This window comes from Nitrospiria bacterium, assembly GCA_036397255.1.
Classification (GTDB): Bacteria; Nitrospirota; Nitrospiria; order DASWJH01; family DASWJH01; genus DASWJH01.
On record DASWJH010000094.1, the window covers coordinates 1 to 26,728 of the forward strand.

23 protein-coding genes, 1 tRNA gene and 1 pseudogene are annotated in these 26,728 nt (G+C 44.3%); 3 read left to right on the forward strand and 22 right to left on the reverse strand.

Annotation, left to right across the window (positions count from 1 at the left end):
* The 3 genes and pseudogenes from VGB26_12510 to VGB26_12520 form a co-directional block, all read right to left on the reverse strand.
* Window positions 1-443, reverse strand: a 443-nt coding sequence (locus VGB26_12510; protein ID HEX9758598.1) for a transposase, incomplete at its 3' end; no start/stop codon positions are given.
* 227 nt (window positions 444-670) lie between these two features.
* Window positions 671-1,075 (reverse strand): annotated as a pseudogene (locus VGB26_12515) (transposase).
* A gap of 525 nt (window positions 1,076-1,600) precedes the next feature.
* Window positions 1,601-1,688, reverse strand: a tRNA-Leu gene (locus tag VGB26_12520).
* A 363-nt stretch (window positions 1,689-2,051) separates the two neighbouring features.
* Between VGB26_12520 and VGB26_12525 the strand changes: the two genes are divergently transcribed.
* Complete coding sequence (locus VGB26_12525; GenBank protein ID HEX9758599.1) at window positions 2,052-3,608, forward strand: hypothetical protein; 1,557 nt, start codon at window positions 2,052-2,054, stop codon at window positions 3,606-3,608.
* A gap of 19 nt (window positions 3,609-3,627) precedes the next feature.
* Here VGB26_12525 and argB read toward each other — a convergent pair whose 3' ends face one another.
* From argB to VGB26_12595, 14 genes are all read right to left on the reverse strand, one after another.
* Complete coding sequence (argB, locus tag VGB26_12530; GenBank protein HEX9758600.1) at window positions 3,628-4,488, reverse strand: acetylglutamate kinase; 861 nt, start codon at window positions 4,486-4,488, stop codon at window positions 3,628-3,630.
* Window positions 4,489-4,506: 18 nt separating this feature from the next.
* Window positions 4,507-5,874 carry an ATP-dependent protease ATPase subunit HslU gene (hslU, locus tag VGB26_12535; GenBank protein ID HEX9758601.1) on the reverse strand — a complete coding sequence of 456 codons (1,368 nt, stop codon included), beginning with the start codon at window positions 5,872-5,874 and terminating at the stop codon, window positions 4,507-4,509.
* Window positions 5,874-6,416: an ATP-dependent protease subunit HslV gene (hslV, locus tag VGB26_12540; GenBank protein HEX9758602.1), complete on the reverse strand. Its 543-nt coding sequence runs from the start codon at window positions 6,414-6,416 to the stop codon at window positions 5,874-5,876. The genes hslU and hslV overlap by 1 nt, the downstream gene beginning before the upstream one ends.
* Complete coding sequence (gene xerC, locus VGB26_12545; GenBank protein HEX9758603.1) at window positions 6,413-7,351, reverse strand: tyrosine recombinase XerC; 939 nt, start codon at window positions 7,349-7,351, stop codon at window positions 6,413-6,415. Before xerC ends, hslV begins: the two co-directional genes overlap by 4 nt.
* Window positions 7,324-8,652 (reverse strand): methylenetetrahydrofolate--tRNA-(uracil(54)-C(5))-methyltransferase (FADH(2)-oxidizing) TrmFO, encoded by a 1,329-nt coding sequence (trmFO, locus tag VGB26_12550; protein HEX9758604.1) that lies wholly within the window; start codon window positions 8,650-8,652, stop codon window positions 7,324-7,326. Before trmFO ends, xerC begins: the two co-directional genes overlap by 28 nt.
* Window positions 8,653-8,731: 79 nt before the next feature.
* Window positions 8,732-10,996, reverse strand: a complete 2,265-nt coding sequence (gene topA, locus VGB26_12555; GenBank protein ID HEX9758605.1) for a type I DNA topoisomerase — start codon at window positions 10,994-10,996, stop codon at window positions 8,732-8,734.
* 73 nt (window positions 10,997-11,069) lie between these two features.
* Window positions 11,070-12,194: a DNA-processing protein DprA gene (gene dprA, locus VGB26_12560; protein HEX9758606.1), complete on the reverse strand. Its 1,125-nt coding sequence runs from the start codon at window positions 12,192-12,194 to the stop codon at window positions 11,070-11,072.
* A gap of 357 nt (window positions 12,195-12,551) precedes the next feature.
* Window positions 12,552-14,084 carry an Rne/Rng family ribonuclease gene (locus VGB26_12565; protein HEX9758607.1) on the reverse strand — a complete coding sequence of 511 codons (1,533 nt, stop codon included), beginning with the start codon at window positions 14,082-14,084 and terminating at the stop codon, window positions 12,552-12,554.
* A gap of 128 nt (window positions 14,085-14,212) precedes the next feature.
* Window positions 14,213-15,328: a rod shape-determining protein RodA gene (gene rodA, locus VGB26_12570; protein ID HEX9758608.1), complete on the reverse strand. Its 1,116-nt coding sequence runs from the start codon at window positions 15,326-15,328 to the stop codon at window positions 14,213-14,215.
* Window positions 15,297-17,138, reverse strand: coding sequence for a penicillin-binding protein 2 (mrdA, locus tag VGB26_12575; GenBank protein HEX9758609.1), 1,842 nt, complete (start codon window positions 17,136-17,138; stop codon window positions 15,297-15,299). Before mrdA ends, rodA begins: the two co-directional genes overlap by 32 nt.
* A complete protein-coding gene (mreD, locus tag VGB26_12580) occupies window positions 17,135-17,641 on the reverse strand; it encodes a rod shape-determining protein MreD (protein ID HEX9758610.1) in 507 nt (168 codons plus the stop codon). Before mreD ends, mrdA begins: the two co-directional genes overlap by 4 nt.
* Window positions 17,638-18,492 carry a rod shape-determining protein MreC gene (gene mreC / locus VGB26_12585; protein ID HEX9758611.1) on the reverse strand — a complete coding sequence of 285 codons (855 nt, stop codon included), beginning with the start codon at window positions 18,490-18,492 and terminating at the stop codon, window positions 17,638-17,640. Before mreC ends, mreD begins: the two co-directional genes overlap by 4 nt.
* Before the next feature lie 165 nt (window positions 18,493-18,657).
* Window positions 18,658-19,692, reverse strand: a complete 1,035-nt coding sequence (locus tag VGB26_12590) for a rod shape-determining protein (GenBank protein HEX9758612.1) — start codon at window positions 19,690-19,692, stop codon at window positions 18,658-18,660.
* A gap of 129 nt (window positions 19,693-19,821) precedes the next feature.
* Window positions 19,822-20,151, reverse strand: a complete 330-nt coding sequence (locus VGB26_12595) for a hypothetical protein (protein ID HEX9758613.1) — start codon at window positions 20,149-20,151, stop codon at window positions 19,822-19,824.
* A 283-nt stretch (window positions 20,152-20,434) separates the two neighbouring features.
* Between VGB26_12595 and VGB26_12600 the strand changes: the two genes are divergently transcribed.
* Window positions 20,435-21,247 (forward strand): SurA N-terminal domain-containing protein, encoded by an 813-nt coding sequence (locus VGB26_12600; protein ID HEX9758614.1) that lies wholly within the window; start codon window positions 20,435-20,437, stop codon window positions 21,245-21,247.
* A gap of 22 nt (window positions 21,248-21,269) precedes the next feature.
* Here the strand turns inward: VGB26_12600 and VGB26_12605 are convergent, their stop codons facing one another.
* Complete coding sequence (locus VGB26_12605; protein ID HEX9758615.1) at window positions 21,270-23,237, reverse strand: ATP-dependent DNA helicase; 1,968 nt, start codon at window positions 23,235-23,237, stop codon at window positions 21,270-21,272.
* A gap of 72 nt (window positions 23,238-23,309) precedes the next feature.
* Between VGB26_12605 and VGB26_12610 the strand changes: the two genes are divergently transcribed.
* The gene (locus tag VGB26_12610; protein ID HEX9758616.1) at window positions 23,310-23,594 is read left to right on the forward strand and encodes a hypothetical protein; all 285 of its coding nucleotides are present in this window, start codon (window positions 23,310-23,312) and stop codon (window positions 23,592-23,594) included.
* Here the strand turns inward: VGB26_12610 and VGB26_12615 are convergent.
* From VGB26_12615 to VGB26_12630, 4 genes are all read right to left on the reverse strand, one after another.
* Window positions 23,591-24,334 carry an SPOR domain-containing protein gene (locus VGB26_12615; protein ID HEX9758617.1) on the reverse strand — a complete coding sequence of 248 codons (744 nt, stop codon included), beginning with the start codon at window positions 24,332-24,334 and terminating at the stop codon, window positions 23,591-23,593. The two genes, VGB26_12610 and VGB26_12615, sit on opposite strands and share 4 nt — an antisense overlap.
* 92 nt (window positions 24,335-24,426) lie before the next feature.
* Entirely contained in the window at window positions 24,427-25,446 is a 1,020-nt protein-coding gene (queA, locus tag VGB26_12620; protein ID HEX9758618.1) for a tRNA preQ1(34) S-adenosylmethionine ribosyltransferase-isomerase QueA, read from the reverse strand.
* A complete protein-coding gene (locus VGB26_12625; protein HEX9758619.1) occupies window positions 25,443-25,667 on the reverse strand; it encodes a DUF2905 domain-containing protein in 225 nt (74 codons plus the stop codon). Before VGB26_12625 ends, queA begins: the two co-directional genes overlap by 4 nt.
* Window positions 25,668-25,702: 35 nt before the next feature.
* Window positions 25,703-26,728 carry an aspartate-semialdehyde dehydrogenase gene (locus tag VGB26_12630; protein HEX9758620.1) on the reverse strand — a complete coding sequence of 342 codons (1,026 nt, stop codon included), beginning with the start codon at window positions 26,726-26,728 and terminating at the stop codon, window positions 25,703-25,705.

Here is a 26,728-nt window from a genome sequence, read left to right on the forward strand (position 1 = left end):
CGCATCTTTGTGCCGTCCAGAGCAACCCTTGAGAGCAGGGCAAATCCCATCTCTTTGGCCAATTTCACCGTCTGCACAAATAAATCTGCCATCTCCTCCCGGTGCCGCGCTCTAAACTCAATGAAGGTCTTAAAGGCAGGCCCGCCGCGGCGGGCAGGCGTCTGCATCCCCGCTAAATATTTAAAGGCCAGGTTCTCTCCACAAGCACGTGAAAGCTTCCGCGAACTGAAAACCCCGACCGTCATGCCGTATAAGATCACCTTCAGCATCATCCGCGGCGAATAGGCCGGCTGCCCCATCTCTCCGTACCGATGCATAAAGACCTTGATGTCCAACTTCTCCACCATATCGTTAATCAGATGGGCAGGATGTCTCTCATCAATGAATTCTTTTACGCTCGGTGGCAATAGAAACATTTGGTCCTGATCATATGGGCGAAACATGGGGCTCCTCCAAATTGAGTCTCTAATCCTCACACTTTATCATATATCCCTAAAAAAATTAATCCAAAAAAGACTATTGCTCAGGCTCCTAGTGTAGTGAGTCCAACGCTTCTTTACAAATCCCGTTCACCCTGAGCCTGTCGAAGGGTGCAATATTTCAATGGGTTCCGTTCATGGTTCGACAAGCTCACCACGAACGGTGTGTAAAGGAATTTATGACTCAGTACACTAGGATGCTTTCCTGCTCCGGCTCTTACCATATTCAGACCGATATACACCAAACACTGAATAAAATGTTCACCGGTCTCAATTGCGGTTGCGTGATAACGGTCCTCCCAATATCCACCGCTTCTTCCTTTCCTTTGGTTGTAGGCCTGCCCAGTTCTCCCTGCAATCAATTGCAGACTTTTAGAAATTACCTTTTCACCGCTATTGATCACCAATAAATGGATGTGGTTTGAGGTCACCATATAATTCAGCACGCGAAGGTGAAAGAGCTTTTTGGCCTCATACAACCAATCCATCCAGCAGTCCCGGTCCTTTGAAAATTTCAGTAGAAAATCCCTATGATGACATCGATGGGTAATATGCCACACTGTGTTAGGAACATAATGTCGATTGGCTCTTGCCATTTTTTTCTTAATACCTAGGTTTTTATCACCAAAAACATCTCTTTAAGCCTTAAAAACCTACCTCAAATTATTACAACCTTGTTTTATTTCAATTATTTAATTTGCTCCGACTCCGGATTAGCCGGACTACTTCCTTGATGGATACGCCTTTAACGATAATTTTCCTCATTCTCCCCTATCGCACACCGAAGAAATTTTTCTCTAACTAAAATTATTTTTCCAGACACTTTTTTTGATGAATCTGCCCCATCTCTCCGGATAAGCCTTTTGATGAGGACCAAATGGGAATTTTAATGTTTTGGGCTCACAAGGTTCAAGAGTCTAGTGAATAAAATAACAAGGGTATTATAAGATGGAAGAAAAATAAAATGAAAAATCAACCAACGGCTTATAGATCCAAGGGTCAATTATCCATTTTTTTCTTTAAAAAAAGGTAGGCCGATCTGAGGTCGGAGTATTTTTGACAATTGGGATATTATTCCCGTTTGTATATTCACCAGGTGGGTTTAGCTCATTGAAAAATATTGGTGCCGGAGGGGGGAATCGAACCCCCATGGAGTCAAACCCCGCGGGATTTTGAGTCCCGTGCGTCTACCAATTTCACCACTCCGGCAACTTATTTTTTTTTACCTATAAAATGGCCATACTTTAAAGCCCTTTGGGTTATCTGTCAAGGGTTTTGGTCGCTTGGCAAAAAAGAGGTTTAGTTCTTTAATAATTCATCAAAATCAATTTTCATATTATGTTTTTCCCATTTAAATTATTTTTCAGTTCCCTTTTTCCTTCTGTTTTTTAAAAAATAGTCAATTTCAGTCAACTCCTAAGTAATCAAAAATAAAGACTAAATTAGAACTTTTGGTGAATAAAATTCCCTTTTACACTTTTGTGGATCAAAATCATTTTTCTTAAAAAATTGATTTATTAATGGGTTAGGTGAGTTATCCACAACAATTACCTTAGGGAATAAAAATTGCATATGTATTATAAAAATGTCCTTTTAATTTTTTTAAAAAGTCTTACCTCTATATCGGACCTGGCAAAAATGAGGCAAAAACCCCACATCCCTCTTTTAGTTTATTTTGCATTTTCTCTATTTTTTGTGGGGACCCAAAATCCCATTGTCCCAAAAATATCCTATTCTGCGGATACAGCAACTCTTAACTTAACCAATGCACTTGGGGTTGGGGGAACTTTATTGGCGAGTCCTCCCGCAAGCTGTACCGGAGTTCCCAATGGTTTCAATGGAGATTGCGGGACCAGAGGATCTGCAGCAGTTAATGCTTGGGTTAATGGAAACTTTGCCAGTGGAACCAACTGGAATGAAATTGAAAATGCTTCTGTCTCGGCTACCATTGACCGAACCACCCTTCTGGCTATTCCACCTCCCAGTTTAAAAGCCCCAACAGATATTGGAACCAGTTGGATTCCAGAATATTGTAATCAACCCTCCTGTGGGCATCTACTTAAAGGAGATGTTATTTTTGTGGATGAAAATGGGGACGGTGTTTTTGATGATACCTGGTATGATGATGATAATGACAATGTCCGGGAAGCGGGTGAGGTGGACCGACTCCGGGCAGACCAATTTGGCTGGGGGGCAACCAGTACAATTTTAGATTTTACCAAAATCGGCGGTCCCACCAAGCTTCAAATTGTCCAAGGAAGCGGAGTCACCCCGCCGGGGCTTTCAAGAGCAAGGGTCCGTGTCGCTCTGGGACCTGATTGGGATTGTGTTATGGTTACCAACCAGAATTGTGTTCTGGATGGTATTGTTGAAGCCCAGGGAAGTGACCCTACCACCACAATTGATGATAACGAGTTTTATGGGACTTGTGACCCCGATCAATGGTTTAATTTAGGGGATGATCTGATCACCATCCAGAGAAAGTTGGACAACTGTCTTTGGGAGACGGGTTCCTTTCCGACAACCGCTCCACTCAACGCAGAGGTTACCGGCGTAGGGAATGCCATCCGAACCAACTGGATAGACCAAAGGATAGTAAAATATACAGCAAGCACCACACCCGACCGGCAAGCGTTCACCCAAAGCTGGTTAGCCCATTACGGGTTTGATCACTCCGATCCAATCGAAGAAGCTTTATACCTCAATGGAATGGTACTGGACCAAACCGATGTTGATCCCAACCCTTTAAACAATTTGACCGGAACCATGGATACCTATGATTCGACCTTCCGCTTGTTCCACACAAGCATCGGCAGGAAAAATTCAGCGGGACTCACCAATCCAACGGTTGATCCTTTTTGGAATGTTGATTCAACGGAGGGTTACGGTGTGGACATGAACACCCACGCGGATTCAGGGGTAGGTAAAGCAAACGGTTTTAAATTCCTTTATGTTCAAAATGTGGAAGGGTCTTCCGTCACATCCTGCTTGGGGTGCGGCCCGGGACATGATGTCAGCATTCCTGGGGAGGTCAATTTCGACCAAATCTTTCCTCTTATCCCTGCCATTCAAATCGGGAGCCATCCTCCTGCTTTTTCCGAGCAGTTTAATATTATTCCCGCGCCCTAAACAGAACACACACTATTTTTTAATCCACTACCTCGGTCCCCACCCCTTTATCGGTAAAAATTTCCAAAAGAAGGGCATGGGTCAAGCGCCCATCAATGATATGGGCTTTTTTCACCCCACCCTCAAGAGCAGTCAGGCAAGCCTCCACCTTGGGAAGCATTCCCTCCGAGATTACTCCTTTTTTAATAAATTGTCCGACCTCTTTTCTGGATAATGTGGAACGCAATTTTTTGCGCTCGTCCTGAATTCCTTTTACATCGGTCAGTACCAAAAATTTCTCGGCTTGGATGGCAGAAGCAATCGCCCCGGCAACCAAATCCGCATTAATATTATAACTTTCCCCCTTTTCACCAAAAGCAATTGGAGCAATCACTGGGATAAAACCGCTTTTGTGAAGGTCTTCTAACACTTTTGGATCCACGGCCTTAATCTGTCCCACCATTCCCATGGCGGGGTCCTTTGCCGATGCCTTTGCCAAGGGCTGAGCGGTAAATAATTTCCCATCTTTACCCGTTAACCCTACCGCTTTCCCCCCATGCCGGTTAACCAGAGAAACAATCTCTTTATTAATCACCCCCCCAAGAACCATCTCTACGATTTCCATGGTTTCTGAATCAGTGACCCGTACACCTTTTATAAAGCGAGGCTCTTTTCCTAACCGTTTCATCATTTGGTTAATTTGCGGCCCGCCTCCATGAACGATGACCGGATGAATTCCAACATATTTCATTAAAACCACATCTTCGGCGAACCGCTCTTTTAAGGTCACCTCTGTCATGGCCTTACCACCATATTTGATCACAAAGGTCTTCCCTGAAAAGGACCTTATATAGGGAAGGGCCTCAATTAAAACTTTTGCCTTTTCAATTAAATGTTCCAATGTTAAAGTGCATCCTGTTTAGAGTATGTATTTCCTTAAATCCTGGTCTTGGACGATATCGTTTAATTTTTCCTGAACGTATTTTGCATCCACCCTCCATTGTTTCTCTTCCAAATAGGGCGCTTCGAAGGAGAGCTCGTCCAGAATTTTTTCCATGATTGTAAATAGTCTTCGGGCACCAATATCTTCCATCCGCTCATTCACCAAGACCGCAATTTTGGCAATTTCTTCAATGGCATCTTCAGTAATTTCCAAGTGAATCCCTTCGGTTTCCATTAATCCAATATACTGTTTGATTAAGGCATTTTTCGGCTCCGTCAGTATTCGGATAAACTCCCCTTTTCCCAAAGATTTCAATTCTACTCTCAAAGGGAAACGTCCCTGAAGTTCTGGAATTAAATCTGAGGGTTTAGACACATGAAAGGCCCCTGCCGCAATAAAAAGGATATGGTCCGTTTTTACCAACCCATATTTGGTATTCACAGTTGACCCTTCCACGATGGGAAGGAGATCCCGTTGAACCCCCTCGCGGGAAATATCCGGTCCGGCCATTTTTTCCTTTCCCGCAATTTTATCGATTTCGTCAAGAAATATGATCCCATTCTGTTCTACCCGCCGTACGGCCTCTTTCACAACTTCATCCATATCAATTAATTTTTGGGCTTCCTCCTGAGTTAAAATTTTAATGGCTTCAGGAACTTTCACCCGTTGTTTTTTCTTTTTCCCTTGAAACAATCCGCCGAACATCTCCCGGAGGTTCATTTCGAGGTCTTCCATTCCGATATTGGAAATCACCCCAATGGGAAGGCTTTTCTCTTTGGTCTCCAGTTCGACTGCCCGGTCATTGAGTTTTCCTTCCCGCAATTGTTTGCGAAGCTTTTCTCGACTGTTTTCATTGGATTCGGATGGAGGAGGAGAAACAGATTCAGCACGTGATTCATCATAAATTCCAGGGGGATGACGCTGCGGGGGAGGGGGGAGGAGTAAATCCAAAACCTTTTCCTCCGCCAATTGTTTGGCTCGATCTGAAACCCGCTCCGCTTGTTCACCTTTCACCATATTTACTGCCAATTCGGTGACTTCTCGGATCATCGATTCCACATCCCGACCAACATAACCCACCTCGGTAAATTTTGATGCTTCCACCTTTAAAAATGGGGACTGAGCCAGTTTTGCAAGCCTTCGGGAAATTTCCGTTTTCCCCACTCCTGTGGGTCCAATCATAATAATATTTCTGGGCATCACCTCATCCCGAAGCTCTTCATTCAACTGTCTTCGGCGCCACCGGGTCCGCAAGGCAATGGCAACCATCCGTTTGGCCTGGGCTTGCCCGATGATATATTTATCAAGTTCAGCAACTATTTCCCGTGGGGTTAAAGTATTCATTACAATTCCTCTATGACAATTTCCCGATTGGTATAAATGCAAATATCACCGGCGATTCCCAGTGCTTCCTTCACAATTTCCCGGACGTCCAGGGAAGAATGTTGGATGAGGGCTTTGGCTGCCGCCAAAGCATAGGGGCCCCCCGATCCAATACTGACCAAACCTCCTTCAGGTTCCACCACGTCCCCCGTTCCGGACAAAATAAAAGCATGCTCCAAATTGGCAACGGCCAATAAAGCTTCAAGTCTTCTGAGAACCCGATCGGTCCTCCAATCCTTCGCCAATTCAACCGCGGCACGGGTCAGATTTCCCCGAAACTCCTCTAGCTTGGATTCGAACCGCTCAAACAGTGTAAAAGCGTCGGCGGTTCCTCCGGCAAAACCCGCCAAAACCTGGCCATTATACATCCTTCGCACTTTTCGCGCATTGTGCTTCATCACCGTGGTTCCCAAAGTTACTTGCCCATCTCCACCAATGGCTACTCGGCCGTTGCGGGTCACAATCAGAACAGTTGTTCCTCGAATGGTAAGGCCTTCTTTCATGATGATTTCGTCCCTCGGATCCGAGCTCGGCCCCTGGGATGGGTTTTATTATAAATCTCCATCAGTCGATCCATACTCACATGGGTATAACGCTGCGTGGTTCCAAGAGATTGATGCCCCAGCAATTCTTGAATCGACCGAAGATCCACACCGGCATCCAAGAGATGAGTGGCAAAAGAGTGGCGAAGCGTGTGAGGGGTTGCCCCACGGAATTCCTCGCCACTTCGAAAATAAATGGACATTCTATACCAAACCCCGCGGGCTGTCATCCTTTTTCCCCATTGGTTCAAAAATAAAGGCACTTTTTCCTTTTCGCCTGAAGGGTGTTTTTTCTTTTTTGGATGATGCAAATAATCTTCAATGGCTTTCAGTGCTTTGGAGCCGATAGGAACAATCCGTTCCTTGGACCCTTTTCCTCTGACCCTCACTAACCCTTCTTCCGGATCCAAATCCTGAATATTTAACCCGACCAATTCGCTGATTCGAATTCCCGTAGAATAAAAAGTCTCAAGAATGGCCCGATCCCGCATGGAGAGAACGTTTTGATTGGGGGGGGATTCCACCAAGGTTTTTGCTTGATTCATGGATAAAACCTTAGGGACCCTACTTTCTTGGCGTGGACTGGATACCACACGAGATGGATTGTGGGAGATTTTCCCTCTTCGAAAGAGAAACCCAAAAAAGGACCGGATGGAGGAGAGTTTTCTGGCAATTGAAGATCTCTTGATCCCTTGGGCGTAAAGAAAAGCTAAATATCCCCGAATAACCCATTGGTCCAGAGACCCAAGGAGAGGCCCTTTCTCACCGGAAGGAAATTGCTCCAAAACAAATCCCCGAAACTGGGATAGGTCCCCTTTATAGTTTCGAATGGTATGATCGGAGACGCGCCGCTCAAACCTCAAATAGTTCATAAAATCTTGTATTGCTCCGTCCATTCTGCTAGGTCCTCCAAGCTCCTTTCTACCATTTTTTTCCGACGCATTTCCCGATTGGGAATGGATTTTTTTAAGGGAGGAAAAAGACCAAAATGAGCGTTGGCGGGTTGAAAAGTCTCTGGAGCACTTTTGGTTACATACTGGATCAAGCTCCCCAAAGCAGTGGTTTCGGGTGGAACAACCAATCCCTGGTTTTGAATTTTTCGTCCCGCATTAATCCCTGCTAAAAGCCCCATCCCCGTCGATTCGATATAACCCTCCACCCCGATGATCTGTCCTGCAAAGAAAAGGTTTTCTGAACCCCGAAGCTGAAGGGTTTCTTTTAAAAACAAAGGTGAATTTAAAAAGGTATTTCGATGAAGGCTACCGAATCGAAAAAACTCCGCTTTTTCCAAACCTGGAATCAAGCGAAAAACTCTTTTCTGCTCTCCCCATTTTAACTTGGTCTGAAACCCCACCAGATTATAACACGTTCCTTGGTGGTTCTCCCGCCTCAGTTGAACCACAGCAAAAGGCCTTTTTCCAGAACGGGGATCCAACAAACCAACGGGTTTCATAGGTCCAAAAAGAAGGGTTTTTGACCCTCTTTCTGCTAGAACCTCAATAGGCATGCACCCTTCAAAATAAGGGATTTTTTCAAATTCTTTCTCGGGAACCTTCTCCGCTTCCATTAAAGCTTTATAAAAGCAATCATATTCTTCCTGAGTCATAGGACAATTGACGTAATCCGCGCTTCCCTTTCCATACCGGGAGGCCTGAAAAGTCACCTGACCATCAATGCTTTCCCCATCAACAATAGGAGAAATGGCATCGTAGAAATATAATCGATGAGACCCTATGGTTTTTTGAATCCACCGGGCTAAACCCTCACCGGTCAAAGGCCCGGTAGCAAGAACCGCCATTTTATCCTCCGGGGGGGTGCTCACCTCTTCCCGAAAAACTTTAATTCGGGGGTGTGAAAGAATTTTTTGGTTAATCCATTGAGAAAAAGCGGTACGGTCAACGGCAAGGGCTGAACCTGCGGGAATACGGGTTTCATCCGCTGCCCTCATAATCAGTGATCCCATCCTCCGGAGCTCTTCTTTGAGTAAACCGACCGCATGAAAGGGATCCGCGGAACGAAAGGAATTACTGCAAACCAATTCTGCCAAATCACCGGTTTTGTGTGCAGGTGTAGTCTGGACCGGCCGCATTTCATAAAGGTGCACAGAAATCCCACGTTCGGCTGCTTGAAAAGCGGCCTCGCACCCTGCCAGTCCTCCTCCAATGATGACCAACACTTGAGGTTCCATCACCGTCATAATTACCCTATTTACCCACAAAAAGGCAAGGGGCTAACCTATTTCCGGAGCCGTTATCGGTGTTTAAGAGAAAAGAACATTATTCTTGGAAGTGACAATCCTTATTGGGACAGGCGAGAGTTACATCCCCTCCTCTTTTTTTCTTCTCAATCAGAAAAGAACCACCGCATTGAGGACAGGGTTTGGGAATGGGTTTATACCAGCTGGCAAAATTACATTTTGGGTACTGGCTGCATCCAAAAAACATTCTTCCTTTTTTTGATCGCTTTTCAACCAGCTCACCCTTGCACCCCTCTTGAGGACAAGGGACTCCCAAACTCACCGATTTTGTAAAGCTACATTTTGGGTAGGTTGAGCAGGCTAAAAACCGGCCAAACCGTCCAATTTTTACTACCAGAGGACTTTGACATGTCTCACAAAACTCTCCGGTTTCCGGTTTCTCGACAACACGAATTTCACCGGAAGTTTCTTCCACAAATTCTTTGGTATTTTTGCAATCCGGGTACCCCGGACACGCTAAAAACCTCCCATTTCTTCCCCACTTGATCACCATTTTCCGATTGCATTTATCACAAACAACCTCTGTGGGAATTTCCTCGCGTTTCACATCCCGCATTTCTACTTCCGCTTTCAGGAGGCTTTTTCCAAAGGGGGCATAAAAATCTCGGACGGCACCCACCCAATCCTTCTCCCCTTCTTCAATCTCATCCAGTTCCTCCTCCATTTTCGCTGTAAATTCTACATTCAGGACCTCCGGAAAATGTTCAACCAAAAGTCCGTTTACCACAGTTCCTAATTCAGTGGGTTTCAGTCTCCCTTCCAACTTTTCAACATATTTCCTATCCTGGATGGTTGAAATGATGGCTGCATAGGTACTGGGACGGCCAATTCCTTTCTCTTCCAATTCACGGATCAGCATGGCTTCGGAAAAACGGGCAGGGGGTTGAGTAAAATGTTGTTTGGGAACCAATTCCAACAACTGAAGCGTTTCCCCTTCGGTTAAAGAAGGAAGGTTCAGCTCCTCTTCATCCTCTCCGTCTTCCCGTCTTTTATCCTCAGACATATCCCCTTCTTCCCGTCCCTCCATATAGGCCGAGGTAAAACCAGGAAAACGGGTCACAGAACCGGTAGCCCGGAAAATGGATGGGCCTGCGGAAATATCAACCCGGGTCATTTCCAATATGGCCGGAGCCATTTGACTGGCAACGAATCGGCTCCAAATTAACTTATATAGATTATATTGATCTTTGGCCAAAAAACCCTTAACGGTTTCAGGATCACGGGTTACGGTGGTTGGCCGAATGGCTTCGTGGGCTTCCTGGGCGGACTTCCTACTCTTATAAATGTTAGGATGTGGGGGCAAAAATTCGGAACCAAACCGTTCTTGAATAAAACTCCTTAAAGAGGATAACGCTTCATCCGAAACACGGGTAGAATCGGTCCTCATATAGGTAATCAAACCCACCGGGCCTTCGGCCCCCATTTCCACTCCCTCATAAAGCTGTTGAGCCATCATCATGGTTTTTTTGGGGGAAAAGCGAAGTTTCCGTGAGGCTTCCTGTTGAAGACTACTGGTAATAAACGGGGGAACGGGGTTACGCTTTTTTTCCTTCTTTTCAATTTTTTTAACAACAAAGGGTTGGCCGCGAAGTTGGGTAATATGTTGTTCTGCGGTTTCACCATTAGAGATTTCAATAGGATTACCATTGATCCTAAAAAGCTTGGCTTCAAAACGAGGGGGCGAGAGACCCTCCAGCTTCGCTGTAATTGACCAGTATTCTTCAGAAACAAAAGCCTGAATCGCACATTCTCGCTCACACACCAAACGAACAGCCACGGATTGAACCCGGCCAGCGCTTAAACCCCGGCGGACTTTTTCCCATAAAATGGGACTGATTTTATAACCCACGATGCGGTCCAACACCCGCCGGGCTTGTTGGGCATTGACTTTATTGAGGTTTACCTTCACAGGTGATTCTAAAGCTTTTTTAATTCCCCGTTCGGTAATTTCATTAAACAGAATTCGAAATACCTTTTCCTCCTGCCCATTAAGTTCTTCTGCAATATGCCAGGCAATGGCTTCTCCCTCGCGATCTGGATCGGGGGCCAGAAAAATCTTGTCTGCTTTACCCGCGGCTTCTTTGATTTCATTTAAAAACTTTCCTTTTCCACGGATGATGACATATTCAGGAAGGAAATCCCTTTCTAAATCCACCCCTAATTTTTTGACGGGAAGATCCTTCACATGTCCCATGGACGCTTTGATCACAAACTTCTTACCTAAATATTTATTGAGGGTTTTTGCTTTCGTTGGTGATTCAACAATAATTAAAGATTTACCCATTGCCCCCCCATTTTAATAAAAACCTTTGCCATATGAAAACGACTATGATTGATTCTACCACAAAATATTTTTTTTAAATGGATCGGGTATAAAACTGCCCGGCCATTTGTTGAATGGCACCTTTTAATTCCATACTCAGAAGAAGGCTGGAAACCTTTTGAGATGGAAAATGACTTTTTGAAGACAACTCATCTATATGTACAGGATCTACTCCCACCAAATCAAATAAAATACTCTCATCCACCGGTAAATCCTCCTGTTTAAAGTGGGATTTGATTGACTTTAGGGTGGATTTTCCAAAATGTTGTTTGGCCACTTTCCGGAACTGAGGAACAATTTCTTCCAAAATATCATCCATTCCCTGTACCAGCTTTGCACCACTTTTGATAAGATGATTGGTCCCTTCACTGGTTTTTACCCCAAGGTTCCCCGGAATGGCAAAAACCTCTCGTCCTTGCTCCAAGGACAATCGGGCGGTAATTAATGACCCGCTTTCAGCGGTCGCCTCAATCACCAGGGTCCCTAAAGAAACGCCACTGATAATACGATTTCGCTGCGGGAAGTTTTTAGCATCCGGTTCGGTTTCCAGGGAATATTCGGATAAAACCCCTCCTTGGTCCATGATTTTGGTCATCAGGTCCCGGTGTTCCGGAGGATAAACCCGGTTAACTCCACATCCTAAGACCGCCAAGGTCTCTCCCCCGGCGTGGAGAGCGGCCCGGTGTGCAAAACCGTCGATCCCTCTTGCCATCCCGCTGACCACTAAAAAACCTTCTTCTGTTAAGCACCGGCTAAAACGGTCGGTTGTGGAACGTCCATAGGCAGTGGCCCTTCGAGAACCCACAATGGCAATGGCCGGTTTTTCGGAATGAAGTTTTCCCCGTACATATAATAGGGAAGGGGGATCATGAATTTCCCGAAGTAACGACGGATATTCTGAATCTGTAAGACTTACCAACCCTATTCCTAACCGGTTGACTTCATCAACCTCCCGCTTAACGGTGTCCGTTACCCCACAGGAAAGAATGGCTCCAGCCAGCGATTCTCCAATCCCCTCCAAATCCATTAAATTTCTTATATCTGCACCCAATACTCCTTTAGGGGACCCAAAAACTTCTATTAATCTTTTGATTAATACCGGGCCAAGTCCTTGAACTGATTTTAGGGAAAGCCACATTTCCGTTTCATTTTGATTCATAATGGATTTGAATTTAACCCAACAAAAAATATCTTGGAGCGTCTTAAATTAAAATGACATTATACAACAGTACTCCGGCCAGTCAAGGAATCCTCAAAAATCTTTTTCTGGATGGGATCTTTTTGAATATAAAAAGAATAAAGAAAAGAGGGACTGATGAAATCGTACCACCGGGATTACCCAAAGAGAACGGAGGGAGAAGTAAGAGGTTTATCAAATTTTTTTTTACCGGGTATCGTTTTAAATTAAACCTTTTTAAAAAAGAGGTGAACTTTTTTAAAAAGGTTACCCGTCATGGAACCACGAGAAGGAAGGAGCCCTGGCTCTCTCTGGGATCCTTTCATTTGTTCCTTCCAACTAATGGGTACTCAGGTCATACTGTTCCAAATGAAGGTTGGAGTCGGCCTTAATAAAAATTTTTCGATTAAATTCCCTTTCCAAGTCTTCAATTCCCTCTCGTTCTTCCTCGTACAATAGATTGGCCACTGTTGGATGGACCCCAAGAATAATTTTCTTATCATGTTGAGACGGCCCAATTCTCCGTATTTCTCTAAAAATTTCATAACAAACAGTCATCGGAGATTTGGTATATCCTTTCCCGTCACAGTAAGGGCAAGGCCCACACAGAATCCTCAGCAGGTTCTCCCGAATCCGTTCACGAGACATCTGGATTAGGCCCAAATCCGAAATCCTTAAAATATTGGTGCGGGCTTTGTCTCGAGAGACCGCCTCTTGGAAGGCATGAAATACCTTATCCCGATTCCGTTCTTTTTCCATATCAATGAAATCGATAATTATAATCCCTCCTATGTTTCGAAGACGAAGCTGATAGGCAATTTCTTTTACCGAGTCTAAATTCGTTTTTAGGATGGTCTCTTCCAGATCCCTTTTTCCCACATACCGCCCAGTATTCACATCAATCACGGTCAAGGCCTCGGTATGATCAATTATTATGTACCCACCTGACTTTAACCAAACCTTTCTTCCCAACCCCCGAGATATCTCAATTTCAACTTCAAAGGCATCAAAAATTTGTTCTTCTTTTTCATAAAGCTCAACCCGCTCACTTAAACTGGGAATATACATATTCACAAAATCTTTTATTCTCTCGTACTCCACTTTTGAGTCAATTACCAGCCGGTCCACATCTCGGGTAAAAAGGTCTCGAACCGTCCGGAAAACCAAATCTAAATCGGTGTGGAGAAGTACCGGGGCACCTAACCTTTCTCTTTTTTTGTTTATATTGTGCCATAAAACATCCAGAAACTCTTTATCGGAAACAAATTCTTCCTCACTGACGCCATCACTCACCGTCCGAATGATATAACCGGTTCCCCCTTTCCGCATTTTCATAATCATGTCCCTTAAACGGGAGCGCTCTTCCTCTTTATTAATGCGCCTGGAAATTCCGACATGATTGACGGTTGGCATAAAAACCAGGTATCGCCCGGGTAAGGATACATACATCGTAACCCGTGGTCCTTTGGTTCCCATGGGTTCTTTGGTCACCTGAACCAATATTTCCTGTCCTTCTTTCAGGAGTTCCTCAATGGGTTTCCCTCCGGATTTTTTGACTTTGGTCACAATCCCATTAAATTCAACATTGTCATCTTCTCTGTATTCCTCACCTTCCCCTTCTGTGACCCGTAAGGTTTCTTCTTTTTGAAAAACCACATCCGCCACATATAAAAAAGCGGATTTTTCAGTGCCAATATCCACAAACGCCGCCTGCATGCCGGGCAGCACTTTCATAATCTTCCCTTTATATACATTTCCTACAATGCCGCGTTCTTTTTTTCGATCAATATAAAGTTCTGTAACCACACGGTTTTCCAAAAAGGCAACGCGGGTTTCCTCTTGCATTGCATTAATAATAATTTCTTTAGCCATTTTCTATACTCCTCTGAACAAAGCGGATTTTGGACCAACATTTTTTTAAAAAATGTGAACAAAATTTCTCTATCCTTTTTTGGTCAAAATACCGGCTTGTTCCTATTGAGATTGACACATTGAGATTTTTAATAAAAAAGTTGAAAACGTCTAATTTTTACACTTTGTAAAATTCCGAGGGCAGCCAACATGGTCACCATAGACGTCCCACCGTAGCTCATTAAGGGGAGGGGAACACCCACAACGGGCATCACTCCCAAGGTCATACCGATGTTGATCATAAAATAAAAGGACAACATCCCGACGACTCCATAAGACAGTAAAACTCCCAAACTATCTTTTGCTTTAGCTGCGATTTCTATTCCCATCACAATTAAAACAAAATAAAGACTAAACAATAAAAAAACACCAATAAAACCCCATTCCTCTGCAAAAACAGAAAAAATAAAATCCGTATGGCCTTCCGGAAGAAATTTAAGTTGGCTCTGGGTGCCTGATAAATAGCCCTTTCCCAAAATACCACCGGACCCAATGGCAATCTTAGATTGAATAATATGATACCCCGCCCCCATGGGGTCCGCCGAGGGATCAATAAACGTTAGGAGGCGTTCTCTTTGGTATTCTTTTAGGAAAGACCAAAAGAAGTGCCATAAAAAAGGAAGTGACATAAAAAACAAAATGGAACCAAAAACCAAGTTTTTAGACCGAAATCCCACTAAGCCCACCAATAATAAAAAAATAAAGGTTACCGTTAAGGCCGTCCCAAGATCAGGCTGCCTTAAAATGAGGACTGTCGGAATAGCCAAAAGAACACCCGGAAAAAATAATTGTGAAAATCTCAACCCTCCGGTTTGTTTGTTTTCAGAAAAATATTTGGCCATCACCAAAAGCATGGTTAATTTTGCAAACTCGGAGGGTTGAAAAGAAAAAGGACCCAGGGAAAGCCAACGTTGAGCCCCTTGACCTACCCGGCCAACAAATAAGACCATTATCAATAATAAAAGCGTAATCCCATAAAACCCAAAGGCATACCGAACCAGCATATGGTAGTCTAAAAATGAAACACTGAAATAAATCCCTAATCCTAAAATGACCCAATAGATTTGCTTCACAAAAACGGTGCTGCGGGAAACATCGGAGTGCCGGGTTACACTATATAAGGTCAGCAGACCAATTCCCAGAATTCCGAGAATCACCCCTAAAAGTCGCCAATCAAAGTTGGTGATTAACCGTCGATCGATCATAAGCTAAATAAGTCTCAATAATTTCTTTTGCAATGGGCGCAGCAACCGAGCCCCCATGGCCCGAATTTTCAACCAAAACCACCACCGCTATCTTAGGGTCAGAAGCCGGGGCAAAAGCCCCAAACCAGGCATGGTCCAAAAACTCCTTTGGTATCGGTTCCGTTGGTGCTCTTGGGCGTGTTCCGATGACTTGTGCTGTCCCAGTTTTCCCGGCAATTTCAACAATAGAGGATCTGGAGGAACGGGCCGTCCCTTCAGGATCGGACACCACCCCTTTTAGGGCCTCCCTCAAAACAGCAAAGGTTCTGGGATTTAAATCAACACGCCGTGAAGGCATAGGCAAAGGCTCTTCCACCTGGCGGGTCTGCTTTTCCAATACACCTTTAAAAATTTTGGGTTGAAAAAGGGTCCCACCGTTTGCCACCACACTGATCATATTCACCAACTGTAAGGGAGTTACGGACACATAACCCTGACCGATGGCAACGGATAACGTTTCTCCGGGATACCAGGGTTCCCCGCGAACTCTTTTTTTCCACTCAATCGTGGGAATTAACCCTTTTTTCTCCGATTCCAATTCAATGCCCGTGGGTTCCCCCAACCCAAAAAGTCGCGAATATTTTGCAATCATATCGACCCCAAGCTGATATCCCACATTATAAAAAAACACATCGCAGGATTGGACAATGGCTTGATGTAAATTCATGGGTCCATGGCCCCCCCTTTTCCAGTCCCTGAACACCCTTCCCCCAAATGGCATATACCCTTTGCAATCCACCTGAAAACCGGAATCAAACTGTTTGCTTTCCAACATGGCACTGGAAACCACGATTTTAAAGACCGAACCTGGGGGATATTGGCCTTGAATCACCCGGTTATTAAGAGGCCGTTGTGGATCGGTTGAAATGATCTCCCAAACCTCTGGTCGGATTCCCGCTGAAAGAAGGTTGGGATCAAAAGGGGGATGACTCACCATTGAAAGAATTTCCCCATTTCTTGGGTCCATCGCCACAATCGCACCAGATCTTCCCCCAAGAATTTTCTCCGCTTTTTGCTGCAATTCTAAATCCACCGTAAGGTATATATCTTGCCCGGAATGAGGAGCACTCACACGAACCACTTGTTGCTCGTGTCCAAGGGCATTAACTTCGATCACCTTTTTCCCTCTTTTTCCCCGAATGAGGGAATCAAAGGTTTTCTCAACACCGTATTGTCCAACCACCGTACCTGGCAATAAACCTTTAAAGGTTTCCTCTCCCAACTGGTTACTGGAAACCTCACTAACATAACCCAGCAGATGGGCCGCCAGGGTTCCATAAAGGTAATGGCGCCTGGGCTCAACATGGATCTCCACTCCGGGAAGACCCAACTGATGCCCTTCAATAATGGACACTTCTCTTAAACTAAGTCCTTTCCTCAGGGTCACTGGCATATAGGGTAAATGCCCGGAAGGTTCTAAAGCTTTTTCATTGAATTCCTCTATACTAAGCCCAATGAGTTGATTTAACCGTTTTCCAATGGCATGGGTGTCTTCTACGTCCTCCAAAACTAAATTCAAATTAAAGCTAGCCACATTGTTCGCCAGGAGGTTTCCATTGCGGTCAAAAATAAGGCCACGAGGAGGTTTCAGAACCACCACACGCATACGATTGTTTTCTGATAATTCAGAAAAATGTTCTCCTTGAATAACCTGCAGGTACCAACTCCGCAACAGCAAGGCTAATAAAAGAATCGTGATGAGAAAAAGGTAGGGAGGCCCTTTTCGCTGAAATTCTCGTACCTCATCTTGAACAGACTGAGGGCCTTTCATATTCCTTTTTCCCGCAGAGAATAGGCTTGAATTTGAGGGATGGCAAAAATTAAATTGATCATCAATCCACCTAAAACACAGTCATAAAGAGCCTGTGGAAGAATAATCTGAAAAAAAACTTCACGAAAGATCACAGATTCTCCACCTATAAGGAGAAACCAGTATATCAAAATCCCCTGGATTATGGAAAAAAAGAACAACATCCCAAAATGAAACAAGGCTTTCGTTTCTAAAAGCGCACGGCCTAAAAAACCTGCGGTAAATCCTAATAAACCTTTAATAAAAATATTCATTCCAAATTTCCCTGGAGAAAACGAATCAAAAATGATCCCACATAAAACCCCCATCAAACCGCCTTTCCATTCACCATGTAAAAAACCAATCAAATAAACGAACCAAAGGGAAAGATCGGGTTTAATGCCATAGATGGAAACCCATTCCAGAAGGATCGACTGGACAGGAATCAACAATAATAAAACCCCACCATAAAAAACAAATCTCAAAAGAGTTTATCCTTAATGAGTTCTTTTGGATCAGGGGAGGGAAGAGAGGTAATGATTAAAACCTCTTCTAGCTTGGAAAAATCCACAGCGGGTCTGATTTGAAGTTTCTTAAAAAGGTCTGTTTCCTCTTTCACAACATTCACTACGGTTCCAATCAAAAGACCTTTTGGGAAAAAACCCGCCAACCCAGATGTCATAATTCGGGCTCCAACCCCCACCTCTGCGGTCAACGGTAAATATTTCATGAAAATTTTGTCCCGATCATTTCCTTGGACCATTCCTTCATCGCGGGTCCGTTCCACAAGGGCAGCAATGGCACTGTTTCGGTCCACCATTAATAAAACCTGGGCCATTTTGGGTTTTACCTTGATCACTCTTCCCACTACACCCAGGGGGGTCATCACCCCCATATCCTCATGAACCCCATCCGCCGAACCTTTGTTAATGATCAGGGTTTGATACCAATTGCCTGGATCCCTTCCAATCACACGCGCTGCGGACAAGCCCAAGGGACTTTCCTGGATAAAACCCAGGAGTTCGTTTACTCGCTGGTTAGTGAATTGAATATCTTGGAGTCGTCCCGTCTCTGCTTTTAAGCGCTCAATTTCCATTCGAAGACGTTGGTTTTCCTCTTTAACCCCAGTTAAATCAACATAGCCTTCCCAAAACGATCCCACCCCATGGATCAAGGATGAAAACACAATTTCAATTCCAGATATGACCGCCACCAAAGGTTTTTCCACAAAAGATAAAGAAACATCTCGCAGCTTGGTGGAAAGTAATAATATAGATAGGAGAAAAAACAGAAAAAGAAGAAGGAAACGCCTATTCCCTAAAAGGAAACGAAACATCCGGAAATTATCTCATTGAACCCCAGACTCAAAAGAACGGGGTCTAAAAAGGTTGTCCCATGGAAAAATTTTCAAAACCGGTTTCAAAGAAAGCAAGCTGAGGGAAAATTTGGAAAACCTGAAGGAAAAGGTCTTAGACCCATCTCTCTCTGCCTAGAAGTTGAATTATTGAGCCATAATGGAAACTTTTCGGAGCAATTCTAATTCGTCTAAGGCTTTACCTGTTCCCATCACAACCGTGGTCAGTGGATCATCTACCGTAATAATCGGAAGGTTGGTTTCTTCACGAATCCGAATATCCATTCCCCGAAGCAGGGACCCTCCCCCTGTCAATACGATTCCTCGATCAATGATATCTCCGGCCAGTTCAGGAGGGGTATTTTCAAGGGCCACTTTAATTGCATTCACAATGGAACTAATAGGTTCAGCCAAGGCCTCACGGATCTCTGCATCATCAATTACCAGGGTCTTTGGAATACCGGAAATTAGATCCCTTCCCTTAATCATAAAGGTTTTCTTTTCCTCCATGGGATAAGCAGATCCAATTTCAAGCTTAATTTGTTCCGCCATATGATCTCCAATCAACAAATTATACTTTCTCTTAATGTAGTTCATAATGGCGTCATCCATTTTATCCCCAGCCAGTTTAACCGATTCACTATAAACAATTCCAGCAAGAGAGATCACGGCCACATCGGTGGTTCCTCCCCCAATATCCACCACCATATTCCCCGAGGGTTCCTCAATTGGCAACCCAGCCCCGATCGCGGCCGCCACGGGTTCTTCAATCAGATATACCTCCCTTGCTCCTGCTAACTCAGCGGAATCTCGAACCGCCCGTTGTTCCACCTGAGTAATTCGGGATGGAACACAAATAATAATCCGTGGACGAACAAAGGTACTCCTGTTGTGCGTTTTTTTAATAAAATGGCTCAACATCTTCTCAGCTATTTCAAAATCCGCAATTACCCCATCTTTCATCGGACGAATCGCCACGATATTTCCCGGGGTACGCCCCAACATTTTTTTGGCCTCTGCCCCTACGGAAAGAACCTTTCCTGATTTTTTCTCAATGGCAACCACAGAGGGCTCATTAATGACAATTCCTCTTCCCTTCACATAGACCAGGGTATTGGCAGTTCCCAAATCAATAGCAAGGTCCTTGGAAAAGAACCCCAAGCAATCATCTACTATTCCCACCGTTTTTCCCCCTTTAGCGGGTCACCCCATCTCGAGCAGTTTGGTCCACGACCTGGGTTTTTGCCAATTCATCCCCCACTCGCCAACCTTTTTCGTTACCCAAAACCAGGAAACCCTCCACCCCTAAAATTAGGCAAAAAAAAACCATCCCACATAAGGAACACAAAAAAGAACAAATCCAAACACAATGGGAAGGTTCCTTAAAATAGACAAACGAAAAGGATTGATTTCCGATAATTCACGGGAAAGAACGGTTATCCCCAATAGATATTTCCCCAAACTTTGTCCCCCCGCAAATCCATCGGCAATCAATAAGTACAACACCCCGGCATAAAAACCCACCGGCTGTAAAATTTGAGACAGAGCCATAGCAATTAATAAATCAATGGATTTTGCAATGGCCCGATTCAGGTTATTTGCTTTTGGAAAGGCGTTATCTACTTCTTCATCTGCTTCCATGACTCCCAGCTTTCATCCCTTCATAAAAAATGCTAATATTCTCAATTAGTTTAATTATAGCAGATCCCTTCCCCTTTTCAAGATTTAATGTTGCCTTTTTATTTGTTCTCGGCTATATTTCAAAGTTACTATTGGGTATGAAGAGAGAATCCTTCCAAAGAAGGATTTTTAAGATGAATAAAAGAAAAAGGTTTTTGGTCACCAATAGAGGAAATTCCCCCAGAATGGAATGAACCCAGAAATGGTGAAGGGGTTCTCTCCAATACATTTAAAGGTTTAAACCGTGTTAAAAATATTAAGAAAAGGAGCAATCGAAAACCCTTGGTTATTTAGGATCATTATGCTGGTGATTGCAATAACCTTTATCGGAACCATGGGATGGATGGGACTCACTGCTCCTACCTCAAATGTGATTGCTGAGGTCAATGGGGATAAAATATCCATGGATGAATTCCGACTAAGTGAGAAAAATGCCCGGGATTATTACCGTAATTTGTTTCAAGATAACTATTCCGAAGATTTGATGAGGCAATTCAACCTGAAAAAAAGAGTATTGGATGAACTCATTGAAAAACGCCTCTGGTTAGATTTTGCCCGTCAAATGGATCTGGATGTTAGTAATGAAGAAGTCCGGGAGAACATTGTACACCTACCTGCTTTTCAAAAAAAGGGGCGTTTTGACAGGGACACGTATAACCGTTATCTCGCCTTTATCCGTGCTAAACCCGAGACCTTTGAAAAAGAACAAAGGGAACTCCTTTTGATCCAAAAAGCCAAGGAATTGGTCAGGGAGTCTGTTATGGTGACTGGTCAAGAAATCCAACCAGAATTAGAGGAAACCGGAACCCAACCGGATGCCCTGGAGCAAAAGAGAAAGGAACTCATCCAGAGGAAACAGGACCGGGCTGTGTTCGCTTTTACTGAATCCCTTAAAGCAAAAGCCAATATTTTTAAATCGGACTTTATTCAAGAACAAATTGCTCCCGTTCCCGTCTCCCTTCCCCCACCTGCCACGCCCCAAATCAAAACAGATAATCCAAGCCCTGCCATAGAAACCCAAGAGGAACAGGCAACCGAAACAGGACAAGAACAATAGTTAAAAGGTAGATTTTTAAATTTCACATATTTTTACCCAAAAACCTTTCAATTTCTTCCCGATCTCGGGTAAAGGGTGCTTCCGGAAGGCTCTTTAAAAATTTGGCGCCATAAGGTTGTTCCAGGATTCGCTTGTCCAACATCGCAATAATTCCCCTGTCCGTTTTAGTTCGAATCAGCCGTCCAATTCCCTGTTTGAGCTGAACAATTGCTTTAGGAAGCTGATACCCGTAAAAAGGATCCTTTCCCTGCTTTCTGAAATATTCTATTTTTCCTGCAGTCAAAGGGTCTTCAGGAGAGGCAAAAGGAAGCTTGACAATAATCACACAGGAAAGAGACTTCCCTTGCACATCCACCCCTTGCCAAAAACTGGTCGTCGCAAAAATAACAGAAGGAACCTCATCCTGAAACTCCTGAAGCAATTGGTGTTTTGGTTTATCTCCCTGTTTCAGCAAGGGAAGATCGGTCTGCATGCGACAGGTCCTAAAAATTTCATTCAAGTGGCGGTAACTGGTTACCAGCACAAAAGCCCTTCCCTGGGATCGCTTTAAAATGCTCAAAATTTCCCCGGAAGCCCAATCCAAAAAGCCTTCATTTTGAGGATGAATCATTTGGGGAGGGAAATAATAAAGCAACTGGTTTTTAAATTGAAAGGGAGAATCTAAAAAAACTTCATCCGGATGTTTTAAACCCAATCCTTTTTTTAGATATTCAAAAGAATTTTCAATGGAAAGCGTGGCGGAAGTTAAAACCATAGGCATTTCCTGCTCAAAAAGGTTCTTCTGGAGTGTTTTTGAAATATCCACTGGGGTGGTTTGAAGAAATACCCCCCGTCCCTTGACTTCTACCCAGGTGACACAATCAGACGTATTTCCATGAAAAAAAGAGTTCAGATTGCTTTGAAACGCCCGTGTCCTCTCTATCAGACACCAAACCCCCTCCGATCGCTCCCCTAAGGAGGTTAAATCTTCCTGCACCTGTCCCAAAATGTCATGTAAGCCATTACCCCCCTCCTGAAAAACATCAGAATATGTTTCCGGGTTTAACCGCCACCGCCCATCTTCATGGAAATCATTCCCGTCCTTTTTTCCCTCCCAAGTTTTGAGGGGCGTTCTAAATAATCCAAAAAAAGACTCCCGCCTTTCTCCAAGGTGTTTGAGGCCATGCCCTATTTGATGTGGGTCAACCCTAATCACTTTTAGCTCCCGGTAACAATCCCGTTCCAACTCTTCGAGCCCATAATTGCTCAGGTGATGCCCAAAAAAAGGGCTGGCCACTTCTTCCAATAAATGGGCTTCATCAAAAATCACGGCATCAAAAGGTGGCAAAACCTCTCCATTTTTATTTCCTCGCAGGGCGAGATCAGCAAAAAAGAGATGATGGTTCACCACCAACAGATCAGCCTTCATGGCTTCTTGACGCAAACGGGTAATAAAACATTCGTGAAAACTTTCACAACCGCTTCCCAGACACTGCTCCCCTGTCACCGATAGTTCTCTCCACATAGGCGAGTGGTCCGGGAGATTGGGTAATTCCGCACGATCCCCAAACTCGGTTTTTTGCACCCAGTCTTCGATTTCCCCAAATGGGGGGTCATTCTTTTGGAACCCCAAAAAAGAAGGGTCCAGATGGTGATAGCGATAAAGACACAGGTAATTATTCCGGCCTTTTAAAAAGGAAACATTAAATGAAAAGGGTAAAATCCTTTTTAAAAAAGGGATTTCCTTATTGGCAATCTGCTCTTGGAGCGTTTTGGTTCCTGTGGATACCAACACCCGTTTGTGACTCAGAAGTGCCGGAATAAGATAAGCCAGTGTTTTTCCCACCCCGGTTCCGGCTTCAACCAAAAGAACCCCCTTCTGTTGGAGTGCCCGTTCCACTTTCCGGGCCATTGAAAGTTGTTGAGGTCTAAATTCAAAAGAGGGGAGGGAGCGGGAAAGAAGGCCCTTTTTCCCTATAACCTGCTCTACATCCAGTTGAGGTGGGACCACAAAGTGTTTCCTTTCTTTGACAGGGAACCCAGAGAGGGATAAACTTAAAAAGGTATATTGGAAGGGATAAAAATGGGAGAAGGGCGGTTCAAAGGAAAAGGTATCAACGCTACCGCGAAAGATGTGGCGGACGGATTCCTTTTTCTAAATCCCATTGTTTTAAAAAAACTCGAACCGGAAGGATTTAAAGCCCTACATCATGAGCTTAAAAAAATCGAAACCGGAGTTCGAGGGGAAAATTTTCCCTCCCATGATACCGAGGCCATTCGTAGACGAAATATGAAATTACAGCGACTCCACAATTCCCTTGTTATTCTCAAACACTGCGCCAGAGAAAAAAAAGTTGTTTTGGTTTAATTGGAATACAGCGTGACAAAGGGGGGAAAACCCCCTCCACCCTGGAGATGTTTCGCTTTTTGGCTGGCTTCTTCCTTCCCCGGAAACTCCCCAACCCTTACCCGATACCAATCGGGGCCTCTTTCCCCATCTTTGATCTGAAGGTAGGCAGGAAAACCTTTTTCCTTTAATTGTTGAATCAGGGCGTCAGCATGAATTTTATCCCGAAACGCGGCCACCTGAATGGTATAAATTTTAACGGACTCTTTTTGAGGTTGGATCTCTATAGATTTTTTTGGCTTCGGGTCTGGTTTTTGAGCCTTTGGATTGAGACCATTGATGTGAATTTTTGATGGGTCCCCTAGCCCCACCAAATTTTCTCCGAGGGATTTGTAAAAGGTGAATTCACCCTGACTTTTTTCCTCTGGAGAATCCCTTGTAACTTTTTGCGTCGGGACGTCCTGATCAAAAGAGGTTCCCAGGACCGATTCTGTTTTTTCCTTGACACCCTTCCGGGCAGAAGGCCCAACCGGAGTTTCTTCCTGAACGGAAGAGGTTTTCGCCTTTGGGGAGTCCGAAATTACCATTCGGCCCGCTAATTCTGGTCCAACGCCCCCCCCCTTATCGGCTTTCTCAAAATCCAAATAAGCCAACAATAGAATTGATAGAAAAAGAACCACCAGACCTCCTAACACAACGGGGTGAATATTCCCCTTTTTGCGGTCTCTCCTTTTGTTTCTCATTTCGCGTAGTTCCCTCATTTAATTTTACACCCCCTTTTTGATAACCCATTTTTTAAAAAAAGTGAATGCATAAAATCTTTTAGCCGGTCTTCCAATCACCTCACATTAAATTACAAAACCATCATGGCGTCTCCATAGCTATAGAAACGATATCCCTTTTCCATGGCTTCCTGATACATTTTTTTTAACAAAGGAAGACCCACCAATGCAGAGGTCAAAAGATACGGAGTGCTCTTGGGTAGATGAAAATTGGTCACAAACCCCCCTAACCACCGGAACCGGTAACCTGGAAAAATAAATAGATGGGTTTTCCCCATCAGGTGATGTTGGGGAACCGGATCGGGAAGACTTTCGATCACACGTGCGGAAGAAGTCCCAACCCCCACTATTCTGCCCCCCGTCTCCCGTGTTTTAATAATCTCCTGAACCACCTCTTGCCCTACAAAATAGGATTCCCCCTCCATTTGATGCTCTTCAATGAGATCGGTCCGAACCGGCTGAAAGGTCCCCGGACCAATATGCAAGGTGACATGAGCAATGCGAACTCCTTTTAACCGAATTTCATCCAGTAACGGACGGGAAAAATGAAGGCCCGCGGTGGGAGCCGCCACGGATCCCTCATGGCGCGCATAAACCGTTTGGTAACAATCCTTGTCCTCAGGACTTGGGGGCCGGCGGATATAAGGAGGCAACGGCATAGCCCCTTTCTTTCGAATGAGATCTGGAACATCTTTATTCCCCAAAAACCGGATTTCCCTTTTTCCCTCTCCGCTTTTTCCGATCACAAAACCCACAAACCCCAACCCAAAATCAATTTCCTCTCCAACGGAAATCTTTCCCCGGGTTAAAGCGGCCCAACACCCCGGTTCAGTCTCCTCAAGCAGGAGACATTCAATCTCCTTTCCATTGGAACTTTTTCTTCCAAAAAGACGTGCCTGATTAACCTTTGTATCGTTGAGGATAAGGAGGTCATTGGGTTGAAGAAATTCTACAATATCCAAAAAAATGCCATGGGTAATCTCCCCTGTCTCCCTTCGAAAAACCAAAAGCCTAGAGCGATCACGGTGAGGAAGAGGGGTTTGCGCAATGGTACTCTCCTTTAAGGAGTAATCAAAGTCCGATAACTTCATTTTCGACTCATGATCCAAAGGATTAAACTCAGCAAGAGGCTGAACAGAATCCCCGTGGTGATAGGAAAATAAAAAGTAAAATTCTTTTTTTCAATTACAATATCCCCGGGAAGTTTTCCAATCCATGGAACCTTACCGAAAAACAAAAATCCAAGCCCCAATAACAGGAAAAAGGCCCCTAAAAAAATCAGGATCTTTCCAATTTGATTCAATTCTTGCACGTTAAATCGTTCAGGGGGAAAATTAGAAAAGAATCTTAACAGGGAGAGGGTGGATGAATCAAGTGCTCAGCAATTTGTATAGCATTCAAGGCCGCTCCTTTTCTCAAATTGTCAGAAACCACCCATAGGTTGATTCCATTGGGAACAGAAGGGTCCTCTCGAACGCGCCCCACAAACACCTCGTCTTTTCCACTGGCCTGAACCGGGAACGGATAAACATTTTTCTTGATATCATCCCAGACTATAATTCCGGGAAAAGAAGACAACAGGGCTCGGACCTCATTGGCGGAAAGGGGATGATCCAACTCTAAGTTGATCGACTCTGAATGGCCCCGAAATACGGGGACCCTGACTGTGGTCGCCGATATGCCAATGGAAGAATCGCTTAAAATTTTATGGGTCTCATTTACCATTTTCAATTCCTCTTTCGTGTATCCTCCTTCAATAAACTCATCAATATGGGGAAGACAATTAAAGGCAATTTGATAGGGATACACGGTTGAGGTCATCTCCGAAAACCCCAACAGGGCACGGGTTTGGTTCAAAAGTTCATCCATCGCCTCCTTGCCGGTTCCGGAGACCGATTGAAAAGTGGTGACCACAATTCGTTTAATACGGGCCGCATCATGAATCGGTTTTAGTGCCATCACCATCTGGATGGTAGAACAATTTGGATTGGCAATGATTCCCTGATGCCCTTTTAGAGCATCGGGGTTGACCTCAGGAACCACCAGGGGAACATTGGGGTCCATTCGAAATGCGCTACTGTTATCAATAACCACTGCCCCGGCTTTTACCGCCACCGGGGCATACTGCTGGCTTAACTTTGCCCCGGCGGAAAACAGGGCAATATCAATTCCGTTGAATGAATCGGAACTCACGGTTTGGACAGTGGCTTTTTTATTTTGGAATATAAGGGAATTTCCTTCAGATCGCTCCGAGGCAAATACAAGAAGCTGTTCAACGGGAAAGGATCTCTCCTCCAATATTTCCACCATTTCGTTCCCCACCGCCCCGGTAGCACCCAAAATACCTACCACATATTTATCTTTTTTCTTCAT

What these genes read in the sequence shown, in the direction of transcription:
- VGB26_12525 (HEX9758599.1), top strand. Translation starts at nt 2,052, where the DNA reads ATGTATTATAAAAATGTCCTTTTAATTTTTTTAAAAAGTCTTACCTCT.
- hslU (HEX9758601.1), bottom strand. Translation starts at nt 5,874, where the DNA reads ATGAATACTTTAACCCCACGGGAAATAGTTGCTGAACTTGATAAATAT.
- hslV (HEX9758602.1), bottom strand. Translation starts at nt 6,416, where the DNA reads ATGAAAGAAGGCCTTACCATTCGAGGAACAACTGTTCTGATTGTGACC.
- xerC (HEX9758603.1), bottom strand. Translation starts at nt 7,351, where the DNA reads ATGGACGGAGCAATACAAGATTTTATGAACTATTTGAGGTTTGAGCGG.
- trmFO (HEX9758604.1), bottom strand. Translation starts at nt 8,652, where the DNA reads ATGACGGTGATGGAACCTCAAGTGTTGGTCATCATTGGAGGAGGACTG.
- topA (HEX9758605.1), bottom strand. Translation starts at nt 10,996, where the DNA reads ATGGGTAAATCTTTAATTATTGTTGAATCACCAACGAAAGCAAAAACC.
- dprA (HEX9758606.1), bottom strand. Translation starts at nt 12,194, where the DNA reads ATGAATCAAAATGAAACGGAAATGTGGCTTTCCCTAAAATCAGTTCAA.
- VGB26_12565 (HEX9758607.1), bottom strand. Translation starts at nt 14,084, where the DNA reads ATGGCTAAAGAAATTATTATTAATGCAATGCAAGAGGAAACCCGCGTT.
- rodA (HEX9758608.1), bottom strand. Translation starts at nt 15,328, where the DNA reads ATGATCGATCGACGGTTAATCACCAACTTTGATTGGCGACTTTTAGGG.
- mrdA (HEX9758609.1), bottom strand. Translation starts at nt 17,138, where the DNA reads ATGAAAGGCCCTCAGTCTGTTCAAGATGAGGTACGAGAATTTCAGCGA.
- mreC (HEX9758611.1), bottom strand. Translation starts at nt 18,492, where the DNA reads ATGTTTCGTTTCCTTTTAGGGAATAGGCGTTTCCTTCTTCTTTTTCTG.
- VGB26_12595 (HEX9758613.1), bottom strand. Translation starts at nt 20,151, where the DNA reads ATGGAAGCAGATGAAGAAGTAGATAACGCCTTTCCAAAAGCAAATAAC.
- VGB26_12610 (HEX9758616.1), top strand. Translation starts at nt 23,310, where the DNA reads ATGGGAGAAGGGCGGTTCAAAGGAAAAGGTATCAACGCTACCGCGAAA.
- VGB26_12615 (HEX9758617.1), bottom strand. Translation starts at nt 24,334, where the DNA reads ATGAGGGAACTACGCGAAATGAGAAACAAAAGGAGAGACCGCAAAAAG.
- queA (HEX9758618.1), bottom strand. Translation starts at nt 25,446, where the DNA reads ATGAAGTTATCGGACTTTGATTACTCCTTAAAGGAGAGTACCATTGCG.
- VGB26_12630 (HEX9758620.1), bottom strand. Translation starts at nt 26,728, where the DNA reads ATGAAGAAAAAAGATAAATATGTGGTAGGTATTTTGGGTGCTACCGGG.